Origin of the sequence: Bacillus sp. KICET-3, from assembly GCF_033261025.1 — a bacterium.
Classification (GTDB): Bacteria; Bacillota; Bacilli; order Bacillales; family Bacillaceae; genus Bacillus; species Bacillus sonorensis.
The window spans coordinates 2,325,235-2,352,017 of the sequence record NZ_CP137345.1 but is presented as its reverse complement, the minus strand read 5'-3'; the positions used below and the strand labels follow the sequence as shown (position 1 = coordinate 2,352,017).

Genomic DNA, 26,783 nt, shown 5'->3' with positions numbered 1-26,783 from the left:
AGTGCAATTTTCTTCTTCAAGACATTTCCTCTTTAGCTTCCCAATAGCGAGAATACGATTTTCGTGAATGCTTTCTCCGTGATGAGCAATGCCCGCTCATCGATGTCGAATTTTGGATGATGATGCGGATAGTGTGTGGCTGTATCCTCATTGCGGCAGCCGACTTTAAAAAAGCTGCCGGGTTTTTCCTGCAAGTAATAAGCGAAATCCTCTGCTCCCATCCCGGTTTCAAGTTCTATTAACTGTTCTTCACCGAATTGTTCAGAGAATAGCCGCTGCAAAAAAGCAGTTTCCTTTGGATGGTTATAAAGCGCAGGATAGCCGTGCAGGTAATCGATAGAATAAGTCGCATCGAAACCGCTCGTGATTCCAGAAACGATGGCTTCTATTTGCTGTCTGACCTGCTTGCGGATGTCGGCATTGAATGTCCGGACTGTGCCTTCCAGTTTGGCGGTATCCGGTATGACATTGAATGCGTTACCTGACTGGAAGACACCCAAAGTCACCACTGCTGATTCCAGCGGGCTGACTCTTCGGCTGACAATTTTCTGCAAAGCACTTACGATATCACTGCCGATGACGATTGGATCGACAGCCTCTTGTGGTGCTGCGCCATGACCGCCTTTTCCTTGGATGGTGATCGCAAATTTATCCACTGCGGCCATTTTGACTCCTTCACCAACGCCGATCTTCCCGACAGGGGCAGCAGAGTTAAGATGAGCACCATAAACATAATCGACACCGTCAAGTGCGCCATCTTCAATCATTGCCTTGGCACCGCCGGGCGGTACTTCCTCAGCAGGCTGGAACAGGAAGACAACTTTGCCTTTCAGGCTGTCTTTATGCTTGATCAATGCTTTGGCAGTCCCCAGCAAAGCAGCAGTATGGCCGTCATGTCCGCAAGCGTGCATCACGCCAGGTGTTTTGGATCGATAGGGTGTTTCTTTCTCATCCTCTATCGGCAGGGCATCGAAATCAGCTCTGAGGGCAATCGTAGGTCCTGCCTCTTTCCCTGACAGCGATGCGACGATGCCATACCCGCCGATTTCTGTCTGGATATCTTCGTAGCCGAAGCTGCGCAGCTTATCGGCGATGAAACGGGCGGTTTTCGTCTCCTGAAAACTTAATTCAGGATGCTGATGCAGATATCGCCGCCATTCGACGACTTCTGCGAAATCACTTTCCAATTCTGCATGTACCTCTGCAAGTGTCTGCTTCATGGTCTCCATCATGTAGCCTCCTGTGTAATAATCTTGACATTTCCAATGTAATTAGTCGGATTTTACCTTTAAAAAAGACCCCTTCCGAATAGAAGAGGGCCTTTTTTAAGCTTCCGCTCTTCTTATCTTCGGTGACAAACACCTGGAATTAGCACAGTACTGCGGCTTGCAGCCTGTTGCTTTGGCTTCGCAGGGCCATTCCCTCCACCAATCTTGATAAGAAATATTAGTTGTAAGGATAGACCGAAAAGTTCTGGGTGTCAATCCTATTTTTTAACTTAGAGTGCCCTCAGAAACTGCTGTAGCTAAAAAATTCAACAGAAATAATTGTACTTGATAGAAAATTTTTAAAAATGACTTGACCGGATTTTACTGTATGTTAACATATACTTCAGGAAAATTATACAAAGTTTCCCATTTGGGATAATGATGCAAAATGAGTATTTTCTGATCAGACGGAAATCATCAAAACGATGGGAGAAAAAATATAACGTGGGATGGAGCGATAAGGCATATAGAACAATCTAGATGAGAAGAAATGGCTAAATAAATTCTTGGACGTACGCTATGATGACCTGATGAATCCGGCGGATCCCGACACCCGAGATGTGTGGAGAGAATCGGTTGCCCGTGTGGATGTGTTTCGCTCTATCTCAAGTCGAACAACTACAATCTAAACGGACCGATACATGTTCAATCAAAAGAATACGGTGATTTCGCCATCAAGTAGGCAGCGAGGGGAACGAAACCGGCTGCACCCTTTGGCTCTTGCAGCCAGAATACACTGCTGTCCCGTATGGCCTGACCTGTTAAAATAACCCCCCGCCATGTTATTTTGGCGGGGGTTAAGGTGCATGAACCGATCTGAGCAAGTAAGTGTTTTTTACTGCAGCCATTTATTCTTGGCGTAAAATAGCATCGCTGGAGCTACCCCTATAAAATTAAAAAAATCATTAAACCTACTTGATTAATGGGTTTAGTTGGTTTAATATCAATTATTAATAAACATTGTGAAAGTTCTAAATTAAGAGACATCTGATTGGTCAACCAAAGGATGCAGAAATGATTGATTATTTCATTCATTTCTGCATCCTTTTTTGTTTATTAAATATGGTTATAAACACTAAAGATAGGTTGGTGGAAGAGTTGGAAATTGATTTCTATAAAAGAACTTCAAAATCGTTATGAAGAAATGGTGTAATTGGCATCATTGAAAGTGTCAAGCCAGGGAAAACTATCGCATTTCGAGCAGATTTTGATGCATTGCCGATTCAAGATGAAAAAAGTGTCCTATAAATCCACAATCGAAGGGGTAATGCACGCTTGTGGCCATAATGGTCATAATACATCAAGCTTACTAGGAGTAGCAAAAGTATTGAGCGATGACGGAGAGGAGAATGATTATGGGATTTCGATTTGATCATCTCGTACATTTTGTAAACAGTCCATTAAAAGCGATTGAAGAATACAACAAATTGGGGCTATACGCAGTAGAAGGAGGCAAACATGAATACCTTGGTACGTATAACTCCCTTAGTTATTTCGATTTAAGCTACATAGAATTGATTGGTGTGTATGATCCACAATTAGTAGAGTCAGCTGCTGATATTAAATACAGCTTAAGGAAGACATTTCAAAATGAAAATTTTGTGGAAGGCTTATCAAGAATAGCTCTTCGATCAACTGATTTAGAGGCCGAGGCAGAGCGTTTTCGAAGTTTAGGCTTAGAAGTATATGGTCCTTCCCCATTCAGTAGAAGAAGACCTGATGGCAGCATTGTTAGTTGGGAGCTGCTACATGTTGGGAAATCCGGTGAAAAGCTTGAATTACCATTTTTTATAGAATGGGGCGAAAAAGATGATGATCGTAAACAGAATTTAATAAATCGATCTGTTATCGCTGAGCATCCAAAAGGGAACATTTCGTTATCATCAGTTGCATTTGCAGTCCCAGATTTCAAGGGTGCAATTGAAAAGTGGTCCAACTATTTAAACTTAAAAACTGAAGAACCATTTGTTGATGAATCGTTAAACGCCAACGGTCAACGATTAAAACTAGACGGTGGGGATATAGTATTTTACAGTCCAATTGGAGACGGGATAGTTTCACAAACTCTAAAAAATCGAGGAGAAAAGCCATTTTTAGTTGAATTTACAGATTCAGATCATGAAGGAGATTTTCAAGTAATGGGTTCTATATATAGATTTTCAAAAAAATAAGTAAAAAGGGGAATGTATATCAATGATTATAAAAAAATCAAAATTAGTCCTAGGATTTGTTCTATTAATGTCAGCATTACTTATAATCACTGGTTGCGGATCATCAAAAACAAGTTCAGATAGTAAAGATACAAAAGTCATAAAAATTGGTTATCAAAAAGGAAATACATTAAATATCCTAAAGGAAAGTGGATTTTTAGAAGAAGCGTTAGAGAAAGACGGTTACAAAGTAGAATGGAAACTTTTCACACACGGGGGCACATTATTAGAAGGAATCTATTCTAAGTCTATTGATTTTGGTCACGCTGCTGATGGATCAGGGATTTTTGCCCAAGCATCTGGTAAACCTCTTGTTTATGCTGGGGCAGATGCTCCAAATCCTGAAGGTGTTGGTTTAATGGTTTTGAAAGATTCAGGGATTACATCCATTGAACAATTAAAGGGCAAGAAAATAGGCGTTTTAAAAGGCGGAAACCACCATTACTTAACAGTTCTTGCACTTGAATCAGTTGGTTTATCAGCTGATGATGTTCAATGGGTATATCCAGAAGATGCTGCACAAGGCCGTTCTCTTTTTGAAACAAAAGAAGTAGATGCTCTTGCTTCCTATGATCCTTTTTTTGCTGGTATAGAAACAGAACTTGACACCATTACATTTACAGAGAATAAGGATTATGGCTATCCAAACCGTACATTCTATTATGCTACCCCCGATTTCTCAAAAAATCACCCGGATCTTGTTAAAACGATAATAGACGCGATAGATAAATCTGATCAATGGGCAAATGAAAATAAGGATGAAGTTACAGCATTGTTATCCAAAGCATTAGGCATTAATGAGAAGATTATTGCCAAAGCGGTTGAACGTCGTACTTATGGAGCAACTCCAATTACACAAGAAATAATAGATGCTCAACAAAAGCAAGCTGACAAGTATTTTGAAATTGGGTTAATTCCTAAAAAACTTGATGTATCCAAAGATATGCCTATCCAATAATTAAAAATTGCTAAAAAGGAATGAAACAAATGACACAAACTTGGTTAAACAAGTCCATACCTTGGATTATTCCAATTATACTATTGATCATTTGGGAGATAGTCTCCTCACTAGAGCTTGTCTCGGCATCATTGTTTCCTTCTCCAGTAACAGTGTTAATGAGCGGATGGAATTTAACAGTTTCCGGTGAATTGTTGCAACATGTGCTGGCCAGTCTCTCACGTGCTGCGATTGGTATGTTAATTGGCGGATTAATTGGTTTTATTCTTGGAATATTAAATGGACTTTCCAATCTATCGTTTCGTTTAACAGATACAACAATACAAATGATAAGAAATATTCCTCACTTGGCTTTATTACCTCTTGTAATTGTGTGGTTAGGTATTGATGAAAGCGCAAAAATCTTTCTTGTTATATTAGGGGTTTTATTTCCCGTATATATTAACACTTATCATGGCATTCGAACTGTTGATCCGAGCTTCATCGAAATGGGGAAAATGTATAATCTAAAAGGTTGGAATTTATTTAAACATATTCTTTTCCCAGGAGCACTTCCTTCGATTTTGTTAGGCTTAAGATATGCCCTTGGTGTCATGTGGTTAACTTTAATTGTTGCAGAAACAATCCCAACAGAAGAGGGCATAGGATATTTGGCAACAAATGCTCGAGAATTTATGCAAACCGATATTATTATCTTAAGTATCGTAATATACGCCTTACTCGGTAAAGCAGCTGATATTATTGCTCAAATTGGTGAAAAGAAAGCTTTAAAATGGAATGCAAACTATAACAAACAACGATAAGAGAGGTGTGAAGATTTGAGCGATTTACAAGAAAAAGATGTTAAAAAAAATAAACAGTCTCTCCATAATCATGCCATTCAAATTGATATTAAGAATGTAAGTAAATCTTTCGGTAACAAAGAAGTTTTAAAAGACATACAACTAACAATTGAAAAAGGTGAGTTTATAGCAATCATCGGAAAAAGCGGTAGTGGTAAAAGTACACTTTTAAGACTGGTAGCCGGATTAGAAACATTAACGAATGGGGAGCTGCTGTTTGATAAAGTTCCAGCTAGTCAATCGACAGCCAATATAACAATGATGTATCAAGATTCTAGACTGTTACCTTGGAAAAAGGTAATTGAAAATGTAGGACTAGGCTTAAAAGGAAACTGGTCAGAAAAAGCAGAACGAGTTTTAGATGCAGTAGGCCTATTGTCCTTAAAAGATCAATGGCCATCCAATTTATCTGGCGGTCAAAAGCAACGTGTAGCCCTTGCTCGAGCACTAATTCACGAACCATCTCTACTTATGCTTGATGAACCGCTTAGTGCGCTCGATGCTTTTACTAAATTAGAAATGCAAAATTTAGTCGAAAGTATTTGGGGAAGAATTGGATTCACTGCATTACTAGTTACGCATGATGTTAGAGAAGCAATTCGGTTAGCCGATAGAATTGTCCTAATAGAAGACGGTCAAATTGCAATGGATATAAAAGTAGATGCACCGAGACCACGCCATTTCTCTTCTAATAACCTGGCTTTGTTAGAAGAAAAGGTGCTTACTCGAATTATGAACGGAAAAACTCCGCCAAACGATATTGAAAGAAGAAAACTGTATCAATTTTAATAGGTTACTCAACTTTCGCTGTACGAAAATTGAGTTTTAATCAAATTTGTAAAACGGAATGTTCAATCAAACTTAATTTTAAAACTGCACCAGATTAATTTGTCCGTAATTTTCACATAACGATCCTGAAATCGTAAGTGGCTTGGCCGTAAACTTGATATTTAATGATCTGATCTATAAACGACTTCAAAAAGGCAAGCCTGCATGCTTGCCTTTTTTACTGTTGAAGACGAAACGACAGTGGATTTATCGATTTCCTAGATATCGGTGTGATGAAAGTCGTCAGCTTCACAGGAGGAGCGGCTAGAGTCTATTCAGGATTGGGCGCGATAGTCACGGGGAACGCAAGCGGCGAGATCCCATTTGAGCAGGCTTAGGTAAAGAACATTCAGGCAGCCGGCTTAGTCAAAAGAGTTCACTCAGTGCACTATGATAAAAGAGCCGCAGCCGGCCGGCTAATCAATATGAAATCGGAGCAAGAAGAGCTCACGCAAAAAACAGGAAGATCTTGCGAGCTGGCAGTGGTATGAAAAAGTGCTGGATGCCGGCAGCACTTTTGCAGGAAAAATCACCGGATATTATGATTACAAGAAAGCCACTGAGGGTGTTAATCCCGTTACCGGAGAGAAATTTGAAGGTCAGCGGGTTGCGTAGGAGCAATGTGCACGGCCGGATACATTTTGGCTGTCTGCTGGCTTGGCAAGGGTGCCAAACCCAGAACCCATTTTTCTTTGTTCATTTTCCTAGTTTACATAATATATATTCTCGGAAGTTAACGATTCAAACGAAATTCTGTCTCAATATCTAAGTATACTCAAGTTAGTGAGACGGAATTTAAAATTGTATTGTGTTGCAGCTGCCGGTTTATTTCGAATGCTCTTTCGATATTTAGATTTATCAGGTCTACCGCAGCACGTTTCATTTGCTCTAATGGCCGTTCAACATTTCCAGCGCGGTGAATTCTAGATAATCTACTAATTGATCATGTACGTTTATTCGCTTATTCAGTTAGAAAAACCGAATAAACAGCAATTTCTTTTCCCCATTTATGGGTGTGTTTTTCTAGTGTCATGCCGATCCGTTCGGCGACTTTTCTGGAAGGCAGATTATTGATGTCTGTTAATGACACGAGCTTTTGAAGGTTCAATTCTTCAAAGCCATAGCGTTTGCATGCCGCAGCAGCTTCGGTTGCATAGCCGTTTCCCCAGGCGCGTCTCGCAAATAAGTAGCCAATTTCCATTTCGGATACGCCCTCGACTTCTTGCGGAACGATGCCGCATTGGCCCAAAAATTCGCCTGTCCCTTTGTTTTCAACAATCCAAAGGCCTGTACCGTGCCTTTCATAGTTGCCTAATGTCCAGTCGATCCAGTCCATTGTCTGTTTTTCGTCTTTTGTTGACGGATAGTATGTCATGGCTGTTGGATCGCCAAAGATTTCCATCAAATGTCCGGCATCATCCCGGGTCATGCTTCGCAACATGAGCCGATCTGTGCTCAATATGAATTGCTTCATGGTTCTCCTCTCCTTAAAACGGCTGTCAAGGTGCGGTTAATTCATGATAAACCGTTTCTAATTCTTCCATTGAGATATCTCCGTATGCACACTTGATCACCGCATCAGCAAACTCATCATAGTCATCATCTGTGGAAAATCCTTGCTGCAGCTGTTTTGCGTAATATTCGATTTGTTCCTTTTGTTTTTGAATGTCTGTTTCCTTACCGGGATAGTCCGGTCCATTGATTAAGTCGCTGTTTTCTTTGACCAGCAGCATGTATTGTTGTAATGTGTCATTCATGTTCCATGGTCACCCGTCCTTTCTATTTCTAATGTTCCAGTTTTGATCGTTTGTATGCTGAACACTTTCAAAAATCTTCCTCTCTCTTACCTTCATCATATCATATGCCAGCCTGTAATAAGAAAACGGACACCATCATCGGTGTCCGTCGGGCTTATTTAGGCTCTGTGCCCCAAATCAGCTTCCCATTTTGATATAATGTGATCCTTTTTGTATTCTTAAATGTGCTGGAATTTACAAACGAATAATTGTCGCTTTGCGCATAATTGCTCCAGTCGTCATTGTGGAGACGGATCTGGATTTCCCCTGTGCTTGCTCCGGATGAGAGGGTCCCGTTTTTAAATCCAAGCTCCAGGTAAGTGTCTGCGCCTTTTACGGATTGATTTAACTTCACAAATTTATGTGTGATATTGTTGCATCCGATCTGCGCATAATCACAATCGAAATTTTGTCCTTTGTTGTTTGCTTTATACCAGTAGCGGACGGTCAAGTTTTTTAATGAAACCGTTTTTTTGCTGTTGTTTTTAATATTGAGCTGCGGGCGGATTTGGTTTCCGTTCACATTCCCGTCCCCTGCTCTGTGTTGCACGGCGATGCTGTTGCTTTTTACACCGCTGTCCTGATCAGACTTGCCTTTGTCCGGTTTTTTTTGTCCGGAATCTTTTGAATCGGAGCCTTTGTTTGCATCAGATCCTTTGGATGAATCTTTGGAGCCGCGGATATTCTCTCTTACAAATTTTCCTGAGGCCGATAAGTCAGACAGCGACCAGCCTCCTGTTTTAGACGCTCCTGAATTCAATGCAGCCGATGATTCCTGTTTATCAGAAAGGTTCCAGTTGACCCAGCTGATTTTTTTGCTGTCCAAGTAATTCAGCCACTCCCGGGACTGGTCAAGAAATACCCCGCCATTTCCGGATGCATCGCTTGTCCCCCATTCGGTAACGAAAATCGGAGCGCCTTTGCTTAGTGCATAATCCGCTTTATCTCTTAAAAATTGTCCATGTGTACCCGCATAAAAGTGGAGCGCGTACATGACATTGGCGTCTTTCAGCTGGTTGTCCGCAGCATCGTTGACATCCTGGCTCCACGTTCCCGTGCCGACGATGACAATGTTATCCGGATCGTTTTTGCGGATCACAGAAAGCACTTCTTCTGCGTACGGCTTGATATCACGGTTCCAATTCACATCACCGTTCGGTTCATTGGCGATTTCATAAATGACGTTCGGCGTGTTGCCGTAAAGACTGGACATTTCCTTGAAAAATTCTTTTGCCTTTGCTTTGTTTTGATTTGGATTGCCGTCGCTTAAAATATGCCAGTCAATGATCACGTATATTCCGAGTTCTTTTGCCGCTTCAACAGCTTCTTTGACTTTGCTTTTAACAGACGGGTTGTCAATATAGCCGCCTTCACCCGTGTACATGGCCGCACGGAAGACAGTAATGCCCCAGTCATCTCTGAGCCATTTTAAGCTTGCTTTATTGACGTAATCGCCGTACCACTGCAAACCATGCGAGCTGATTCCTTTCAACTGCACGGCTTTTCCGTTTTGATTGACAAGCTGTGCGCCTTTGATTGAAAGCTGGCCGTTTGCGGCTACTGGCGTTTTTGAACCGGCTGCAGATGCTTGTGGCGTCATCGCACCGCTGAACACAAGCGCTGCAATCACTAAACAAGTCATGAAGACAGAGACTGAACGTTTAAAATGTCGCATTCTTTTTCCTCCAAAATGAGTATTTTACAGCATGCTTTTCTGCCGGATGTTTTTCCCTCCTTTTCTTGCATTTAGCACGACTTTGATTGTAAAAAACCTTTTGAATGATTGTCTATCAACCATATTTCTTGTTTTTAAGAGACTTAAAAATCTATCTATTTCCTCTTTTCGTATCTGCCGGAAGGTCGGAATGCTAATGTATGGCAATTGTAAGATCACATGAACAGGACTTTGCACATTCTTTTTCTTTATATTGCAAATTTTAAAAATTGAAATAAATTCTCTATGTCTTTTTTTCGGGAGTAAAGCGCTAGAGAAAATGTTCAAAAAGTCGTCATAATTCAGCTTTGTTCACAAAAAAATAAAAAACCATCCGATTCAGCTGAAAAGGAATGGTTATTTATTTAAATCAGATAAAAAACCGACAAGCTTTGTTCCGATTCCCACAAATGTTTCAAGGATCGCCTGTGCTCCCGCGATCGACAAAATAAAAATGACCGGGGTGCTCGCTTTCGGCATGAGCAAATAGCCGAGGCCGATGATAAGGGCGCACCAAATACCCGCGCACCAGTAGCAATTCAGCAAATAGCCAAAGTTCGACTTCGGCACCTTTTTCACATCAACATGCCCTGTTTTATCAACGATTTTCTCTTTCTTCATAAACGGCTTTCGAATGAACTCCGTGATTTTATCAAAGACAATCAAATGGGTTAACCGGTAGCTGGCGAGAATCAGCATCACATACGTAAGCCAGGATAGTTCCTTCATATTGGGCCTCCACAAAACGAAAGTTATATGTTAGCTATTCCCCTTTCCCTTCAACTTATTGCTGCTGATGCGATTTTTTGTGATGTAGATCACGATCTTCTCTCCCTGAACAGGATACAGTTATTTCATAGCATGAAAATATAAGTTTCAGGAGGTTTTTTGCATGGAAACAGCATTTGACAGAAATACAAAAACCGGTGATATTGTGACCCGTTTTCCAAAAGCCAGCCGTCTGTTAAAGGAATATCGAATCGATTTCTGCTGCGGAGGAAACCGACCAATCGCCGAAGCCATTCAAGAACAGAATTTAAATGAAGAAGAGATATTAACGAAAATCAATACACTGTATGAACAGACAAAAACGTTAAACGAGAAGGAGATAAACTGGAGTGAAGCCCGCTATTCCAGCCTGATCGACTATGTGGTCAATACCCATCACGCCTATTTATATGAAGTCTTGCCTGAGCTCTCTGGATTTGTCACAAAAGTATACCGCGTCCACGGCCGTCATCATCCTGAACTCGCTCAGGTGCATCAGCTGTTTCATCAGCTGAAAGCAGAATTGGAACACCACCTCATCCAGGAAGAAGAGCACATCTTTCCTAAAATCACGGCTTATGAAGAAACAAAGTCAGCCATCCACTTGACAGACGCTGTTGAAGCGATCGATACGCTGGAGAAAGAGCATGAGGCAGCAGGCGACATATTGAAAGAGTTACGCAAAATAACAAATGATTACGCCCTTCCGGAAGGAGCGTGCACAACATATACGCTCACTTACTTAAAGCTTGACGAATTAGAATCAGACCTTTTTCAGCATATTCACCTAGAAAATAATATTTTGTTCCCGCGTCTAAAAGAAGAAGCGCAGCAATAACAATAAAGACAGAGGATCTTGTCGAGATTCTCTGTCTTAAGACTGTCTTCTAGACAGTCTTTTTTATGAATTTTGGAGCCGCGGAATAAAAATCAAAACAGAGGATCCCGCTTAGATCCTCTGTTTTTTATCAATCTTCTGATGCTATATCTTTCACAGGCAATTCCTCTCCGTCTTGATGCGTCGGTTTACGCAAATGAAACAGCGATTTGACGGTGAAGTATGCAAGCAGCACGATGCTGATTAAAAAGATCGTATCCGGAATCGAGCGGAGCGTCAGCAATGTTTGTACAACATCCTGCTGTAGAAACTCGGGCGCTCTTGAGCTCCAATAGCCGTCTTCAAACGCCTTTTTCAATTGGATGAAACCGATCGGCAGAAGGCTCATAAAGACCATTCCGAACAACCCGATATTCAGCCCCCAGCAGGCGATTTTCAACAGTTTATCATTCCAAAACTGCGGTTTTACGATATTGCGCAATGAGTACAGCCATACGGCAATGGCGAACATTCCGTAGACTCCCATCATCGCACCATGGCCATGGGCCGGCGTCAAAAATTGGCCGTGCTCGAAGTAGCTGACGACAGGCAAATTAATTAAAAAGCCTAATACTCCGGCGCCGACGAGATTCCAAATCGCCGTAGAAATTAAAAACCAGAATGTTGCTTTATACGGAAAATCGTTTCCGCCGTCACGCATCATCTTGTACTGCTCATACGCTTCAAGCACAAGCAGTGTCAAAGGGATGACCTCCAAGCATGAGAAAACCGAGCCAAGCCCGATCCAAACTTCTGAAGATCCGTTGTAATAGTAATGATGGCCGATTCCGATTACACCGCTTCCGAGCAGAAGCGTTAATTGGAAATAAAGCGATCTGACCGTCGACTTTTTCGTCACCAAATTCATCTGCACCAATAAAAATCCGATGACGACGACGGCGAAGACTTCAAAAATTCCCTCCACCCATAAATGGATGATCCACCAGCGCCAGAAATCAGACATGGTGATGCTTGTCCCCGGGTTAAACAAAAACGCGGCTCCATAAAACAGCGGAATGGCGATCGATGAATAAAACAGAAGATGAATCAAACCGCCTTTATCAGACTCTTTTTTCAGACCGCTTTTTATTCCCCTGAAGACGATAAACAGCCAAATCAGCATGCCGAGGGCAAGGATGATCTGCCAAAAACGGCCGAGTTCGATGTATTCCATCCCCTGGTGGCCGAACAGGAACCAATTGTTTCCCAGATAACCTTTAGCACCGAGCCATTCGCCGACAACGCTCCCGCCGACGAGAAAGATGAGCGCCCAGAAAAGAATATCCACCAGCAGGCCTTGCTTTTTCGGCTCCCGTCCCCCGACAAGCGGGGCTACAAAGATTCCCATGCCAAGCCATGCTGTCGCAATCCAGAAGATCGCCAGCTGCAGATGGTACCCCTTAGAAATGCTAAAAGGAAGCACCTCTCTGATCCAATCGATGCCAAAAAAGCTGTCAGGCTCCACATAGTAATGGGCAAGCAATGCACCGAGCATCGCCTGAATGAAAAACAAGAGCGAGACGACGGCGAAATATTTTCCCGTTTTCACTTGTGATGCCGTCAGCGGCTGGTTTTCCAAACGAAAAACAGGAAATTCTCCTTCTTTGTAAGCTTCCTTCATCCCAAGCTTATAGCGGTAAAACAAAAATAGAATAATACCGACAAATAAAATGAGGATGGTGACGCTGGCTCCGCTCCACCAAACCGCGGAAAATGACATCGTATTGCCGGCCTCTTCATCATAAGGCCAGTTGTTCGTATAGGTAATATCATCATTTGGTCTTAATGTGCTGGCCAGCCACGCCGTCCAAAACATAAAATCAGAGACCTGTGTGATCTGGTCCTCATTCGCGACCCATGCCCTGTCATGATCAGGCATGTGACGTTCCTGAATCAATCCGGGTTCAATCCCCCAGCCGTCTCCATTTGTGAACACGTCGCGGTAGTGTGAGCGCACTTTATTCAAGCCATATACTTGCGCTTGTGTAAGCTCCAATGTTTTCGAATCTGAGTCATAGCGGTTTTTGCGCATTTCCCGAATGACCCTGTCCCGAACTACCGACTTTTCTTCGTCAGAAAGCTTGTTGAAGCTTTTGCCGTAATCGTTGACCGCCTTGAAATTTTGCATTCCTTCTGTATAGATTTTCAAGGCTTCTGCTGTATAGTCCGGCCCCATATATGAACCGTGCCCCAATATTGTTCCGTAATCCATCAGCGCATATTTTTGAAATACCGCCTGTCCTCCGCTGATTGACGCTTCTGTCATCAGCACTTCGCCTTTTGGATTGGTCACTTCAAGCGGTCTTGGGGCAAGTCCCTTGAAAATCCAATAGCCTCCCAATAAAAGCACCGAAAAGCTGACGATTAACGTAAAGACAAGAATCGATTTCAAAAAGCCGTTCTTTGCCGTTTTCTTCACCGGTGCGGACTCTCTTTGCACTTCCATCAAGGTTCACTCCTTTCCTATTTGCATGTCCTAAGATACTGGAAATGCAGCGGTCCGGATGTGAACCAGATCACTGAATTTATGGCAAATTCGTGAATTCAGGGTAAAAAAATCAGGCTTCCATCGGATCATGGAAAGCCTGATCAGATTAGCTGCTGCCGTTCAGCCACTCAGCATCGTAAATCAATATCCCGCTTCTGTCGGCGGAAAGCAGGTTTTTCTTTTTCATTTCATTTAACGTGCGATTAATCGTTTCCCGCGACGTACCCACCATATTCGCAAAGTCCTGGTTGGTAATCGGCAAATTGATATACACCCCTTTCCCCTTTCGCACGCCGTGTTCAGCCGCCAGTTTCATTAAAGCATGCGTCAGGCGGTGCTGCACGTCTTTTGAAATAAACCCTTGGATCCGTTCCTGCAAATCAATGATTTTTTTGCCCATGATTTCCATGACCTTGATCGTCATTTGCGGATATTTCATGAGAAGATCGTCAAAATCGGCAATGCGGATGACGATTAATTCCGTTTCCTGAACGGCTTCAGCCGTCGCCGGATATGGAGACCTGTCAAAAAAACCGACGTGAGGGAACATGTCGCCGCTTTGGAGAAGGGAGATCACTTGTTCATTGCCGGCTTCATCGATCTTGTATGTTTTCACAAGACCTGATTTGATGAAGAATACGGCTTCCCGTTCTTCCCCTTCCATAAACACGAACATTCTCGGCTGATAGGTGCGTTTCATTGCAATCCGCTCAATCTGTTTGAATTCTTCTTCATTTAAACCGCTGAAAATCAGAAATTGTTTCAAAAATTCCATCATAACACCTCAGGTCCTTCAAGCATTTTGCATAAAGGTGATTGTGTTCAACCCCCTTATGTTAGAGACGCTTTTCAAGCGCAAAAAGCTCCTCCTCAATCGCCGAGGCTTTCTCTTCCACCACCCGGCGGCTGTCTTTTAAAGCCTGATTGTAAAAGTAGGGACCAAGCTTTTCTTTCACAAATTCAAACGTCTGGATCGCCGCAATATCCCCGATCTCTTCCCCTCTTTCCTCAAGATAAAAGCGCTTGATCTCATTCATAATGGCTTGTTTTTCTTCTGCCGTCAGCTGCAAAAACATGTATCAGAAACTCCTTTTTATTTTCATCATAAACGAAAAACAACAAAAATGATCGGTATTTATATGATGATTTAACAATTTATTCACAAATAAACATGAAGCGGTATTCCGTGTGACGTATTTCACAATGTCTTTGAATGACTTTTTGTAAGATGAATTTGCTGATTCATTTTCCTTCGAAAGGAGTAAAGCCGTAATGGTAAATCGTCAAAAATTACAATTGCCGCTGCAATCACTCAGTTTGGTGGCAGGATTTATGGTTTGGGTTTTAATCTCATCATTAATGCCTCATATTAAACAGGATATTCCCCTGACCGACGGCGAAACATCTCTGGTTACTGCCATCCCGGTCATACTTGGATCTCTGCTCCGGATTCCGCTTGGATATTACACAAACAAATTTGGGGCGAGAATCACTTTTATGATTAGTTTTTTGCTGCTTCTGTTCCCGATATTTTGGATCAGCGCGGCTGATTCATTATCCGATTTAATCATCGGCGGGTTTTTTCTCGGAATCGGAGGAGCGGTGTTCTCCATTGGGGTCACATCATTGCCGAAGTATTATCCTAAAGAAAAGCACGGTTTTGTAAATGGAGTCTATGGAGCCGGAAACGTCGGTACGGCGATTACCACTTTTGCCGCTCCTGTTGTAGCCAAAGCAGCCGGCTGGGAAAATACGGTGCGGATGTTTATCGTCTTAGTGGCCGTATTCGCCTTGCTGAACTTTTTGTTTGGCGATCGGAAAGAGCCGAAAGTCACAGTATCCGTCTCAGAACAAATCAAAGCAGTCTATCGCAATCAGACATTGTGGTTTTTAAGTTTATTCTACTTTATCACATTTGGCTCTTTCGTTGCGTTTACGATCTATCTGCCGAACTTTCTTGTCAACAACTTCGGACTGGATCCCGTTGATTCAGGGCTCAGGACCGCAGGATTTATCGCAGTTGCGACGTTTCTCAGACCTGTCGGCGGCTGGCTGGCGGATAAGTTCAATGCGCTGAAGCTTTTAATGTATGTTTTTGCAGGCTGCACGTTGTCAGGAATTTTATTGGCCTTTTCACCGAGCCTCGGATTGTATGGATTCGGCGTTCTGACGGTTGCCGTATGCGCGGGAATCGGAAATGGCGTCATCTTCAAATTAGTGCCGTTTTATTTTTCAAAACAGGCCGGGATTGTCAATGGCATCGTCTCAGCAATGGGCGGCTTAGGTGGATTCTTCCCGCCTCTCATCTTATCAAGCGTCTTTCAGGCGACCGGCCATTATGCAATCGGATTTATGGCTCTTTCGGAAGCGGCCCTTGCCAGCTTTGTCATCGTCGCATGGATGTATTTTCAGGAAGTCGGCAAAACATCAACGGGAACAAAAACGCGGGATTTATAAACCTTTCGCATCCCGCATCATTTCAAAGACCTGAGGCTAATGTGCTCAGGTCTTTTTCTGGGACATTCTTCATAAGTTCACAAGATTGTTATTTTTATAAGATGATTCAGGTTTATTTAACGATACAATAGAACTGCTTAATATGACTTTCTCTAAAAGGGGTGACGCTCCCATGAATGTGTCTGTTCGAAAATCTGATACAGATCTGATCTCTGCTGATCTGCATTACTTATTGGAATCGATCAGCACCAAAAGAAAAATCCGACAAAATACTTATCTTTTTCAAGAAGGTATGGATGCAGAAGAACTATATCTCATTCAGTCAGGGCTCGTCCAAATTGGCAAATTGACGTCTGACGGAAAAGAACTGACGCTTAGAATGTGCAAAAAAAATGATATTGTCGGAGAACTGACGCTTTTTACCGATGAAGCGAAATATATGCTGAGCGCGAAAATCCTCTCGGATGGCGAAGTATTGGTTATCAATAAAGAAAAACTTGAAAAAGAACTGATTCAAAACGGCGCTTTAACGTTTGAATTTATGAAATGGATGAGCACTCATTTGCGAAAAATCCAATCGAAAATTCGCGATCTCCTTCTGAATGGCAAAAAGGGAGCACTCTACTCTACGCTGATCAGGCTCGCCAACAGCTACGGCATTACACGAAGCGACGGCATTCTCATTAACATCGTGCTGACGAACCAGGATCTGGCGAAATTCTGTGCGGCTGCCAGAGAAAGCGTAAACCGCATGCTGAGCGACCTTCGGAAACTCGGCGTGATTTCGATTGAGGAATCGGGAAAAATCGTCGTTCACAACCTAAGCTATTTAAAACGTGAAATCGACTGCGAAAATTGCCCGCTTGAAATATGCAACATCGATTAATACAGGAACAAACGGGGCTGCGGGCAAAACGGCTCCCCTTTTACGCAGAAACGCCGTCTTGGCCTGGAAGCGCGAATATGCTGACAGGATCACGGCGGCGGCGTTCAGTCTGTGACGCCGTCTCAAACAGACGGTTTGCCGCTGAAAATGCAAGCGTTTTCCACGATGCCGAAACAAGGACAATGAGATGTCCTTGTTTTTATTTATATATTCAGCAAAAAGACGCCCATCGCAAGCATGAAACAACATGCATTAAGCAATTCAAAGATTCCTATTTTTTTGACCGGCAATTTTCTCCCGTATAACAGCCATGCCCTCAAGCTGCTCGGAATAAAACCGATGATCGCCCATCCGGCCCCAAATGCCAAAGATAAAAACGGCAGGATGAGATGATAGCTCCATGAGTAATATTGAAACCGTTTGTTTTTCTTTTCGCGGATCATAGACTTTACATAAAATGCACTGCCGACAAAAAACAAAATCGATTGGATAAAAATGAACCATCCCCAGCCGTCCAGCCGCCCATCGCCGGCCCAATAGGCCGCAAGCCCGCCTGCGGCAAAAACGATGATCGCCGCAATATCATTGATGAGCGCTCTGTCGTTGTTCTCTTTCGCATAATACAGATTGACGAGAAAAAGCGGAACGAGGGACAACCCGAGCCAAACGAGCGCAGGTAGCGTCCAGACCGCGGCGAGCAGGAACAGGACGGCAGGAACGCTGTAGATCAGCGCCCACTTTTGATAAAAAGCGGTCTTTTTCTTTTTGACCATCATTGTGAGAGGAAAAGCCGCCAGGTATAGAAAAAACCATCCGATAAACAGCGGAATATGCCGCACATGAGCACCTCCGCCGATCATACCGAGGAAAAAAGGAATCACAAGCATCGCCCAGGCGCCATGCTGTTTCGGTATCAACACTTTCATAAAAAACACTCCTCCCTTCTACTCTATTATAAAAACTTCATGTCCAGCAGTGAGTGACATTTTTCATATCCCGAGTGTGAACTTTATCACTGCCTTTTTCTGCCTTTCCTTCTATACTGTAGCTACATGCATAGAAGGAGGACATTCAATGGACCGGTTTGACTACTTGATATTTCTGAAAAATCTTCCTATGTTTTTAGGGGTGCCCCTCCCCATCATTAAAAGGCTGCTGAAAAACGGAAAAGTGATTGATATCGCATCGTCCCGCCACACCCGATCGTTTCTGCATTCACAATCCGTTTATTTTGTTTTGAAAGGGGAAGTGCTCTTTGCGGACAAAAGGCTCCCTGAGGATTCCCGCATCATCGCCGAATGGGAGAAAGGCGATGTGTTTCCCATAGATCAAAAGGGAGAGCCTTTTTTATCTCCGTTTATTTCTGTCAAAACTGCCGCTGATACCACTGTACTAGAAATTCCTTTTACGATATTTAAAAAAATGATGACTTATAACCAACAACTGCAAATGAACTTTCTCAAACTGCTCCAGCAAAATCTATTCTTTTCCTATCAATTATTTTTGCGTTATCTCCATTCCTCCCAGGAGAACGCCGAATGAGAAGGGCTCCTCCCTTCTCTCCTCTTTTCAAACTGTGATCTACTTAACATTCTCATTTTCTTATTTCCGCTACGATGAATGCGAAGAGTAACGAAAGGACAGATGAAGCATGATACAGTGTGATTTTCAGGAGGCTCCGTTTATTGTCATTTGGGAGCTGACCAGAGCCTGTGAGCTTAAATGTCTCCACTGCCGGGCGTCTGCGCAAAACCGCCGTGACCCGCGGGAGCTCTCTCTTAAAGAAGGAAAAGCATTAATCGATGAAATCTATAACATGAACAACCCCATTTTGGTGCTGACCGGCGGTGATCCGCTAATGAGGGAGGATGTCTTTGAGATCATTCAATATGCCGTCCGAAAAGGCGTCCGCATTTCCATGACACCGAGTGCAACGCCGAATGTGACGAAGGAAGCCATCCAAACTGCAAAAGATATCGGCTTATCCCGCTGGGCGTTCAGCCTGGATGGCCCGAACCGCGAAATTCATGATCACTTCAGGGGAACAGACGGCTCCTTCGACCTGACGATGAATGCAATCCGGCATATCCATGAATTTCAATTGCCTTTGCAGATCAATACGGTGATCTCAACTTACAACATCGATTACCTTGATGAGATGGCACAGCTGGTTGAGCAATTAGATTGTGTTTTGTGGAGCGTGTTTTTTCTCGTCCCGACCGGACGGGCCAAACGGGAGGACATGATTTCAGCCCTTCAGCATGAAAAAGCGTTTCAATGGCTCAGCCGTTTGGCCAAACGGGCGCCTTTTGACATTAAAACGACGGCGGCCCAGCATTACCGCCGGGTCGTCATCCAGCAAAAAATGCGGGAAGCAAAAGATCCCCACCTTCAGATCCGCTATGAGGATGCATTGCAAAAAGGCAAAATCGATGCGATCGGAGGGCTTGGCCGGGCCCCTAAAGGCGTTAATGACGGTAACGGCTTTTTGTTCATTTCCCATATCGGTGATGTGTATCCCAGCGGACTATTGCCTGTTAAAGCAGGAAACATTCGCCAACAGCCGCTGTCAGACATTTACCGCGAGTCGCCGATTTTCAAAGAGCTGCGAAATCCTGACGGTTATAAAGGCAAATGCGGGGTCTGCGAATTCCGTCATGTTTGCGGAGGCTCGCGTTCACGCGCATACGCTTTGACAGGCGATTATTTAGAAAGCGATCCCAGCTGCATCTACATTCCGAAGGCATTGCGCAAAAAAATGTGATCTGGATCACAAAAGTATCTTCCTGCTTGTATTATGATCGATTCTGAGAATGATCATCAATTTCAAAAGGATGTGATCCTTTCTGAACAAGACATTGGATTTAAACGCTTCTGTCTATGAACTGTGCACATTGCATCCTGAGCTGAAAGTCTTAATGAAAGATATCGGTTTTGACCACATTGCAAAACCCGGAATGCTTGAGACTGCCGGCCGCATCATGACGATCCCAAAGGGCGCGCGGCTGAAGAACATTGATTTGACGCACATCCTGACGATTTTAAGGGAACAAGGCTTTGAACCTGTTTGGAGAGGAGACGAACCATGAGCGAATTCATTAACAACAGGGAAACTCATCAGAAATTATCACATGAAAGAAAGCAGCAGCTGAAAGACATCATCATCGATCTTCATAAAGGAGCGCCTCTTGAAGATGTCAAACAACGGTTTCAGGCCGCGTTCGGGTCGGTTAATGCAGAGGAAATCGCCCAATTGGAACAGGCCTTAATACAGGAAGAGGGAATCGAGCCTGAAGAGATCCAAAAGCTCTGCTCCGTTCATGCAGCGGTTTTTAAAGGATCGATTGAAGACATCCACCGCACGGAGGCCGAAAAACAGCCCGGCCACCCGGTTCATACATTTATAAAGGAAAACAAAGAAATAGACTTCCTTTTGAACTTTAAAATCCAGCTTCATTTGGACCGGTTTGAAAAGGAAGACACGGAAGAACATATTTTCAAGCTGATCAGCGATTTAAACCTGCTGGCGGATGTAGACAAGCATTACAGCAGAAAAGAAAACCTGCTCTTCCCCTATCTGGAAAAGTACGGGATCACCGGCCCCAGCCAGGTCATGTGGGCGATTGACGATTTTATCCGCAAAAGCATTAAAGAAACGAAAGCGTTATTGGAAAACTACACACCTGATCAAAAAGCCGAAGTCATTCGCGAGCTGGGCTTTATTATAAAAGAAGGCACAGAAATGATTGATAAAGAAGAAAAGATTCTACTGCCGATGGCCCTGCGGACATTAACGGAAGACGAATGGCTGAAAATTGCGGCGGAAAGCGATGAAATCGGCTATTGCCTGACAGAGCCTGAAGCCGTCTGGGAGCCTAAGCGCCACCCGCTTCAGACAATGGAAAAAGCAGTTGACGGATATGTCAGACTCCCTACCGGAACATTATCCCTTGAGCAGCTTGAACTCATGCTGAACCACCTTCCCGTTGACCTGACGTTTATTGATGAGAATGATGTTGTCCGCTACTTTTCTCACGGCAAGGAACGGATTTTCGCCAGAACAAAGGCAGTGATCGGCCGAACCGTACAAAATTGCCATCCGCCGGCAAGCGTTCATATCGTCAATAAGCTCCTCGATGATTTTAAGTCAGGCAAAAAAGATGTTGAAGATTTTTGGATTCCATTCAAAGACAAATATGTGTTCATCCGCTACTTTGCCGTCCGCGATGAACACGGCAAATACATCGGCACATTGGAATTCACCCAAAACATCGCCCCGATTCAGGACATAACCGGAGAAAAACGAATTTTAAACTCCGCTGAATAAAAGCAAAACGGCCCGCTTTCATTTGTATGGAAAGCGGGCCGTTTTTTGTGACGCCTGCAGTCCGAATGCCTCCCCTCCCCTTTTTCCTTCAAATTCGTCTAAAAAATGTGACGAATTTGTGAAATCCGCAAGCATTGTGACAAAGTTAACAAGGTCCCGCTTCTCCTCCGTATATAGTGAAGATAGCATCACTGACTCAGGAGGAGTGAACCAGCAATGAAAAAAAAGAAAAACAGCCCTATTTCCAGGAGATTAAATTATTTCTCTCCTATAGAACACCATTCTGATAAACACAGCCAGACTTCTTATGAAGACCGAGATTGGGAAGATGTATACAGAAGAAGATGGCAGCATGATAAAGTGGTTCGTTCGACCCATGGCGTCAATTGCACCGGCTCTTGCAGCTGGAATATTTATGTAAAAAACGGGATCGTCACCTGGGAAGGCCAGCGTCTCGACTATCCTTCCACAGGCCCTGATATGCCTGACTTTGAACCGCGCGGCTGTCCGCGGGGAGCAAGCTTCTCCTGGTATATTTACAGCCCGCTTCGCGTGAAATACCCATACGTCCGGGGTGTGCTGATCAACATGTGGCGGGAAGCCTTAAGCGCCCACAGCAACCCTTTAGATGCATGGAAATCGATCGTTGAAAACCCTGAAAAAGCAAAGGCTTATAAACAAGCGCGCGGAAAAGGCGGTTTTGTCCGGGCGGAATGGAGCGAAATATTAAAGCTGATTTCCGCTTCCCTCCTTTATACCGTGATGAAATACGGTCCTGACCGCAATGTCGGCTTCTCGCCGATTCCGGCTATGTCCATGCTCAGCCATGCGGCCGGCTCCCGGTTTATGTCGCTGATCGGCGGTCCGATGCTCAGTTTTTATGACTGGTATGCCGACCTCCCTCCTGCCTCTCCGCAAATCTGGGGAGACCAGACAGATGTACCGGAAAGCAGTGACTGGTACAATTCCGGCTATATCATGACATGGGGGTCGAATGTCCCGCTGACAAGAACACCTGATGCACACTTTTTGGCTGAAGCCCGTTACAGAGGGACGAAAGTCATATCCATCAGCCCGGACTTTGCCGAATCCACAAAATTTGCTGATGACTGGATGAGCATCAGACAAGGAACAGACGGAGCGCTTGCGATGGCAATGGGCCACGTCATACTCCAAGAGTTTTATGTCAATCAAAAGACGGAGCGCTTTATTGACTATGCAAAACAATATACTGATTTCCCGTTTTTGGTGACCTTGAATAAAGAAGGCGGACAATTCACGGCCGGCCGTTTTCTCCATGCGAAAGACATCGGCCGCCGGACAGAGCATGATGAATGGAAACCGGCCGTCTGGGATGAAGAAACAGGCGATTTCGCCATCCCGCAAGGAACTATGGGCTCGCGCTGGGACGGCAAAGGGAAATGGAATTTGCGCATGATTGATGAAGAGACCGGACAGCAAATTTCACCGCGGCTTTCCATGCTCGGAAAAGAAGATATGATCGGCACGGTCAAAATTCCTTATTTCTCTCATGACGGCAACAAAGTGCTGGAAAGGCCCCTTCCGATCAAAAAATTGAATCTGAACGGCGAGGAAGTCTTTGTGGCTACCGTATTTGATCTGACTCTTGCAAACTACGGCGTCAACCGCGGAATTGGCGGACAGACAGCTGAGTCATTTGATGATCCAGAACCGTTTACACCTGCTTGGCAAGAGCAGATCACCGGCGTTGATCGCGGCCAGGTCGTCAAAATTGCGAGGGAATTCGCGCAAAACGCGATAGACACAGATGGCCGCTCAATGATTATCGTCGGTGCCGGGATTAACCACTGGTTCAATTCAGACACCATTTACCGGGCGGTATTGAATCTCGTTCTTCTCGTCGGTGCACAAGGAGTCAACGGAGGCGGCTGGGCCCACTATGTCGGCCAGGAAAAGCTCCGTCCTGCTGAAGGTTGGCAGACGATCGCCATGGCTAAAGACTGGGGCGGTCCGGCTAAATTGCAAAACGGAACTTCATTCTTCTATTTCGCGACTGACCAGTGGCGTTATGAGGATGAACCAATCAGCAATCTGGCTTCTCCAATCACGGGAACGTCCCGCTACAAACACCATGCCGATTATAACGTGCTGGCGGCAAGGCTAGGATGGCTTCCGTCATACCCGACATTCGAAAAAAACGGGATTGATTTATATAAGGAAGCGGAACAATCGGGCGCCCGGAACGTTCAGGAAGTCGGGACATACATCGCCAAACAGCTTGAAGATAAAAAATTGAAATTTTCGATTGAAGACCCTGACAATGAAAAGAATTTTCCGAGAAACCTTTTCGTCTGGAGAGCCAACTTAATTTCAAGCTCAGGCAAAGGCCACGAATATTTTCTGAAGCATTTGCTCGGCACAACAAACGGGCTAATGAATGAAGATCATGACAGCATCCGTCCGGAAGAAATCACCTGGCGGGACAAAGCGCCTGAAGGCAAACTCGACTTATTGATCAATCTCGACTTCCGCATGGCCGGCACGGCTCTGTATTCCGACATTGTGCTTCCTGCGGCTACATGGTATGAGAAGCACGATCTCAGCAGCACGGATATGCACCCGTTCATTCATCCGTTTAACCCGGCGATTTCAGCCCCTTGGGAAGCAAAATCTGACTGGGACATCTTTAAAGCTTTGGCAAAAGCGGTTTCCGATTTGGCTGAGGAAGTTGACATGGAACCGGTGAAGGAAGCAGTTGCCACTCCCCTGCTCCATGATACCCCTCAGGAACTGGCGCAGCCATTGGGGAAAATCACGGATTGGAGCAAAGGCGAATGTACCGCTGTTCCAGGTCAAACCATGCCGCAAATTCATGTCGTGGAACGCGATTACAGGCAGATTTTTCATAAAATGACATCTCTCGGGCCGAATGTCGTCAAACAGCCTTACGGAACAAAAGGAATGAACTGGTCTGTTGAAGAGGAATACAACTCCCTGAAAAAGATACTCGGTGTTGTGACTGAAGACAATGTTGCAAAGGGCTGTCCGATGATCCATGATGCAAAACAGGCCGCAGAAGCCGTTTTGACCCTGTCGTCTACTTCAAATGGAAAAGTAGCCGTAAAGGCATGGGAATCGCTTGAAAAAATCACGAGTCTGGAATTGAAAGATTTGGCTGATGAACGGGAAGAAGAACGTTTTACGTTTGAACAAATATCGGCTCAGCCGAAAACAGTGATCACCTCCCCTGCTTTCAGCGGGTCTGAAAAAGGAGGACGCCGCTATTCTCCATTTACGACAAATGTGGAGAAGCTGATCCCGTGGAGAACACTGACAGGCAGACAATCGTTTTATCTTGACCATGAAATGATGATGGAATTCGGAGAAAACATGGCGACATTCAAGCCGATCCTGATCCATCGCCCATTCTTGAACAAGCGTCCTGAACAAGAAGGAAAAGAAATCGTGTTGAACTATTTAACACCGCATAATAAATGGTCGATCCACAGCATGTATTTCGACTCCCTGCCGATGCTCACCCTGTTCAGGGGCGGACCGACGGTTTGGATGAATAAAGATGATGCGGCGGAAACCGACATTCAAGATAATGATTGGATTGAGTGCTTCAACAGAAACGGAGTCGTCGTCGCCCGCGCCGTCGTATCGCACCGCATCCCGAAAGGAATGGCGTTTATGCACCATGCCCAGGACCGGCATATCAACGTGCCGGGGACAAAACTGACGAACAACCGCGGCGGCACCCATAACAGCCCAACCCGCATCCATGTCAAGCCGACGCAGATGATCGGCGGCTACGGACAGCTCAGCTACGGCTTCAACTACTACGGGCCGACTGGAAATCAGCGCGACCTCAATGTCGTGATTAGAAAATTGAAGGAGGTCGATTGGCTTGAAGATTAAAGCGCAAATCGGAATGGTCATGAACCTGGACAAATGCATCGGCTGCCATACGTGCAGCGTAACATGCAAAAACACATGGACAAACCGTTCAGGTGCAGAATATATGTATTTCAACAATGTCGAAACAAAACCGGGCATCGGCTACCCGAAACAATGGGAAAACCAGGATAAATACAAAGGCGGCTGGGAGCTGAAAAAAGGCAAGCTGCAGCTGAAATCGGGAGCCAAAGCAACGAGGCTGATGAATTTATTTTACAACCCGTACCAGCCGACAATCGATGATTACTACGAACCTTGGAACTATGATTATGAAACATTGACAAACAGCCCCGAGAAAAAGCATCAGCCTGTCGCAAGACCGAAGTCTTCCATTACGGGAGACTTCATGAATCTTGAATGGGGCCCGAACTGGGAGGATGATCTCGCCGGCGGCCATATTACCGGACTTGAGGATCCGAACGTTAAAAAAATGGAAGAATCGATTAAAACAGAATTCGAAGATGTCTTCATGATGTACCTTCCGCGAATTTGCGAACACTGCATCAACCCGTCATGCGTCTCTTCCTGTCCATCAGGAGCGATGTACAAACGCGAAGAAGACGGGATCGTTCTGGTCGATCAGAATGCATGCCGCTCATGGAGACATTGTGTATCATCCTGCCCTTATAAAAAAGTATATTTTAATTGGCAAACGAACAAGGCCGAAAAATGCACATTATGCTTTCCGCGTTTAGAAGCCGGACTTCCGACGATCTGTTCTGAGACATGCGTCGGCAGAATCCGCTATCTCGGCGTTATGCTTTATGACGCTGACAAAGTGCAGGAAGCGGCGTCAGTCGAAAATGAACAAGACTTGTATCACTCCCAGCTGGAAATTTTCCTTGATCCGAATGATCCCGCTGTCGCCGAAGAAGCGAAAGCGCAAGGCATTCCGGCGGAGTGGATTGAAGCGGCGCAAAAATCGCCGATTTACAAAATGATCATCGATTGGAAAATCGCCCTCCCCCTTCACCCGGAATATCGGACATTGCCGATGGTATGGTACATTCCGCCGCTCAGTCCGATCATGAACATGTTTGAAGGAAAAGGCACAGCTCAATCGGCGGAAGACATCTTCCCTGCCATTGAGCAAATGAGAATTCCGATTGAATATTTGGCGAATTTGCTGACGGCCGGTGATACAGCTCATATCAAAACCACATTAAAGAAAATGTCCGTCATGCGGATGTATATGAGAGCCAGCCAGACAAATAAACCAATGAACCCTGACCTGGTTGCCGACACAGGTTTGACGGAGCAGCAAATTGAAGAGATGTACCGTCTCCTCGCGATCGCCAAGTATGATGACCGCTTCGTCATTCCAAGCGCACACCGCGAAGAGGTGGCGGACTTATATATGGAACAAGGAAGCTGCGGGTTATCATTTGCCGGAGGTCCCGGCCCCTGCCAAAACCTATGAAA

At 44.4% G+C, this 26,783-nt stretch carries 22 protein-coding genes, 3 pseudogenes and 1 riboswitch; of the genes and pseudogenes, 16 read left to right on the top strand and 9 right to left on the bottom strand.

The features are described from left to right. Window positions 1-32: 32 nt before the first annotated feature. Window positions 33-1,229, bottom strand: coding sequence for a M20 metallopeptidase family protein (locus tag R5H20_RS11980; RefSeq protein ID WP_006637083.1), 1,197 nt, complete (start codon window positions 1,227-1,229; stop codon window positions 33-35). A gap of 110 nt (window positions 1,230-1,339) precedes the next feature. After that, window positions 1,340-1,443: riboswitch (SAM riboswitch) on the bottom strand. Window positions 1,444-1,738: 295 nt separating this feature from the next. Between R5H20_RS11980 and R5H20_RS11975 the strand changes: the two are divergent. From R5H20_RS11975 to R5H20_RS11945, 7 genes and pseudogenes are all read left to right on the top strand, one after another. Further along, window positions 1,739-1,950: pseudogene (locus R5H20_RS11975) on the top strand (chitosanase); the annotation flags it as partial. Window positions 1,951-2,414: 464 nt separating this feature from the next. Beyond that, window positions 2,415-2,616 (top strand): annotated as a pseudogene (locus R5H20_RS11970) (M20/M25/M40 family metallo-hydrolase); the annotation flags it as partial. A gap of 7 nt (window positions 2,617-2,623) precedes the next feature. Then, window positions 2,624-3,439: a VOC family protein gene (locus R5H20_RS11965; protein ID WP_006637082.1), complete on the top strand. Its 816-nt coding sequence runs from the start codon at window positions 2,624-2,626 to the stop codon at window positions 3,437-3,439. Window positions 3,440-3,461: 22 nt separating this feature from the next. Continuing rightward, window positions 3,462-4,436, top strand: a complete 975-nt coding sequence (locus tag R5H20_RS11960) for an aliphatic sulfonate ABC transporter substrate-binding protein (protein WP_051397521.1) — start codon at window positions 3,462-3,464, stop codon at window positions 4,434-4,436. Between the two features lie 29 nt (window positions 4,437-4,465). Continuing rightward, a complete protein-coding gene (locus R5H20_RS11955; protein WP_224254411.1) occupies window positions 4,466-5,239 on the top strand; it encodes an ABC transporter permease subunit in 774 nt (257 codons plus the stop codon). A 15-nt stretch (window positions 5,240-5,254) separates the two neighbouring features. Then, entirely contained in the window at window positions 5,255-6,067 is an 813-nt protein-coding gene (locus tag R5H20_RS11950; RefSeq protein WP_006637079.1) for an ATP-binding cassette domain-containing protein, read from the top strand. 492 nt (window positions 6,068-6,559) lie between these two features. Further along, window positions 6,560-6,780, top strand: a pseudogene (locus R5H20_RS11945) (pre-toxin TG domain-containing protein); the annotation flags it as partial. A 287-nt stretch (window positions 6,781-7,067) separates the two neighbouring features. Here R5H20_RS11945 and R5H20_RS11940 read toward each other — a convergent pair. The 4 genes from R5H20_RS11940 to R5H20_RS11925 all read right to left on the bottom strand — a co-directional run bounded on the left by R5H20_RS11940 (window position 7,068) and on the right by R5H20_RS11925 (window position 10,345). Next, entirely contained in the window at window positions 7,068-7,580 is a 513-nt protein-coding gene (locus R5H20_RS11940; RefSeq protein WP_088272866.1) for a GNAT family N-acetyltransferase, read from the bottom strand. Window positions 7,581-7,605: 25 nt separating this feature from the next. After that, window positions 7,606-7,863 carry a YnfE family protein gene (locus R5H20_RS11935; RefSeq protein ID WP_029418854.1) on the bottom strand — a complete coding sequence of 86 codons (258 nt, stop codon included), beginning with the start codon at window positions 7,861-7,863 and terminating at the stop codon, window positions 7,606-7,608. A 154-nt stretch (window positions 7,864-8,017) separates the two neighbouring features. Then, on the bottom strand, window positions 8,018-9,577 hold the full coding sequence (locus R5H20_RS11930) for a cellulase family glycosylhydrolase (protein ID WP_095260012.1): 1,560 nt from the start codon (window positions 9,575-9,577) through the stop codon (window positions 8,018-8,020). 396 nt (window positions 9,578-9,973) lie between these two features. After that, window positions 9,974-10,345 (bottom strand): DUF1360 domain-containing protein, encoded by a 372-nt coding sequence (locus tag R5H20_RS11925; protein ID WP_006637076.1) that lies wholly within the window; start codon window positions 10,343-10,345, stop codon window positions 9,974-9,976. 163 nt (window positions 10,346-10,508) lie between these two features. Between R5H20_RS11925 and ric the strand changes: the two genes are divergently transcribed. Continuing rightward, complete coding sequence (gene ric / locus R5H20_RS11920; RefSeq protein WP_006637075.1) at window positions 10,509-11,222, top strand: iron-sulfur cluster repair di-iron protein; 714 nt, start codon at window positions 10,509-10,511, stop codon at window positions 11,220-11,222. 130 nt (window positions 11,223-11,352) lie between these two features. On the opposite strand, the gene R5H20_RS11915 is transcribed toward ric, so the two are convergent. The 3 genes from R5H20_RS11915 to R5H20_RS11905 form a co-directional block, all read right to left on the bottom strand. After that, on the bottom strand, window positions 11,353-13,707 hold the full coding sequence (locus R5H20_RS11915) for a nitric-oxide reductase large subunit (RefSeq protein WP_006637074.1): 2,355 nt from the start codon (window positions 13,705-13,707) through the stop codon (window positions 11,353-11,355). Between the two features lie 148 nt (window positions 13,708-13,855). Further along, window positions 13,856-14,527: a Crp/Fnr family transcriptional regulator gene (locus R5H20_RS11910; RefSeq protein WP_006637073.1), complete on the bottom strand. Its 672-nt coding sequence runs from the start codon at window positions 14,525-14,527 to the stop codon at window positions 13,856-13,858. Window positions 14,528-14,585: 58 nt separating this feature from the next. Beyond that, window positions 14,586-14,825, bottom strand: coding sequence for a DUF2164 domain-containing protein (locus tag R5H20_RS11905; protein WP_006637072.1), 240 nt, complete (start codon window positions 14,823-14,825; stop codon window positions 14,586-14,588). Window positions 14,826-15,021: 196 nt separating this feature from the next. Between R5H20_RS11905 and R5H20_RS11900 the strand changes: the two genes are divergently transcribed. Together R5H20_RS11900 and R5H20_RS11895 are read left to right on the top strand one after the other, a co-directional pair. Beyond that, window positions 15,022-16,206 (top strand): nitrate/nitrite transporter, encoded by a 1,185-nt coding sequence (locus R5H20_RS11900; RefSeq protein ID WP_006637071.1) that lies wholly within the window; start codon window positions 15,022-15,024, stop codon window positions 16,204-16,206. Between the two features lie 172 nt (window positions 16,207-16,378). Next, window positions 16,379-17,092 (top strand): fumarate/nitrate reduction transcriptional regulator Fnr, encoded by a 714-nt coding sequence (locus tag R5H20_RS11895; RefSeq protein ID WP_006637070.1) that lies wholly within the window; start codon window positions 16,379-16,381, stop codon window positions 17,090-17,092. Between the two features lie 203 nt (window positions 17,093-17,295). Here R5H20_RS11895 and R5H20_RS11890 read toward each other — a convergent pair whose 3' ends face one another. After that, window positions 17,296-18,018, bottom strand: a complete 723-nt coding sequence (locus R5H20_RS11890) for a YwiC-like family protein (protein WP_006637069.1) — start codon at window positions 18,016-18,018, stop codon at window positions 17,296-17,298. A 148-nt stretch (window positions 18,019-18,166) separates the two neighbouring features. On the opposite strand from R5H20_RS11890, the gene R5H20_RS11885 reads away from it, so the two are divergent. The 6 genes from R5H20_RS11885 to narH all read left to right on the top strand — a co-directional run bounded on the left by R5H20_RS11885 (window position 18,167) and on the right by narH (window position 26,781). After that, window positions 18,167-18,634 (top strand): cyclic nucleotide-binding domain-containing protein, encoded by a 468-nt coding sequence (locus tag R5H20_RS11885; RefSeq protein WP_006637068.1) that lies wholly within the window; start codon window positions 18,167-18,169, stop codon window positions 18,632-18,634. Between the two features lie 109 nt (window positions 18,635-18,743). Next, on the top strand, window positions 18,744-19,856 hold the full coding sequence (locus tag R5H20_RS11880; protein ID WP_006637067.1) for a TIGR04053 family radical SAM/SPASM domain-containing protein: 1,113 nt from the start codon (window positions 18,744-18,746) through the stop codon (window positions 19,854-19,856). A 154-nt stretch (window positions 19,857-20,010) separates the two neighbouring features. Beyond that, on the top strand, window positions 20,011-20,181 hold the full coding sequence (locus tag R5H20_RS11875) for a DUF1858 domain-containing protein (protein ID WP_411859077.1): 171 nt from the start codon (window positions 20,011-20,013) through the stop codon (window positions 20,179-20,181). Further along, window positions 20,178-21,419: a DUF438 domain-containing protein gene (locus R5H20_RS11870; protein ID WP_006637065.1), complete on the top strand. Its 1,242-nt coding sequence runs from the start codon at window positions 20,178-20,180 to the stop codon at window positions 21,417-21,419. Before R5H20_RS11875 ends, R5H20_RS11870 begins: the two co-directional genes overlap by 4 nt. 216 nt (window positions 21,420-21,635) lie before the next feature. Further along, on the top strand, window positions 21,636-25,322 hold the full coding sequence (locus tag R5H20_RS11865) for a nitrate reductase subunit alpha (protein ID WP_006637064.1): 3,687 nt from the start codon (window positions 21,636-21,638) through the stop codon (window positions 25,320-25,322). Beyond that, window positions 25,312-26,781 (top strand): nitrate reductase subunit beta, encoded by a 1,470-nt coding sequence (narH, locus tag R5H20_RS11860; protein WP_006637063.1) that lies wholly within the window; start codon window positions 25,312-25,314, stop codon window positions 26,779-26,781. The genes R5H20_RS11865 and narH overlap by 11 nt, the downstream gene beginning before the upstream one ends. Window positions 26,782-26,783: the final 2 nt, after the last annotated feature.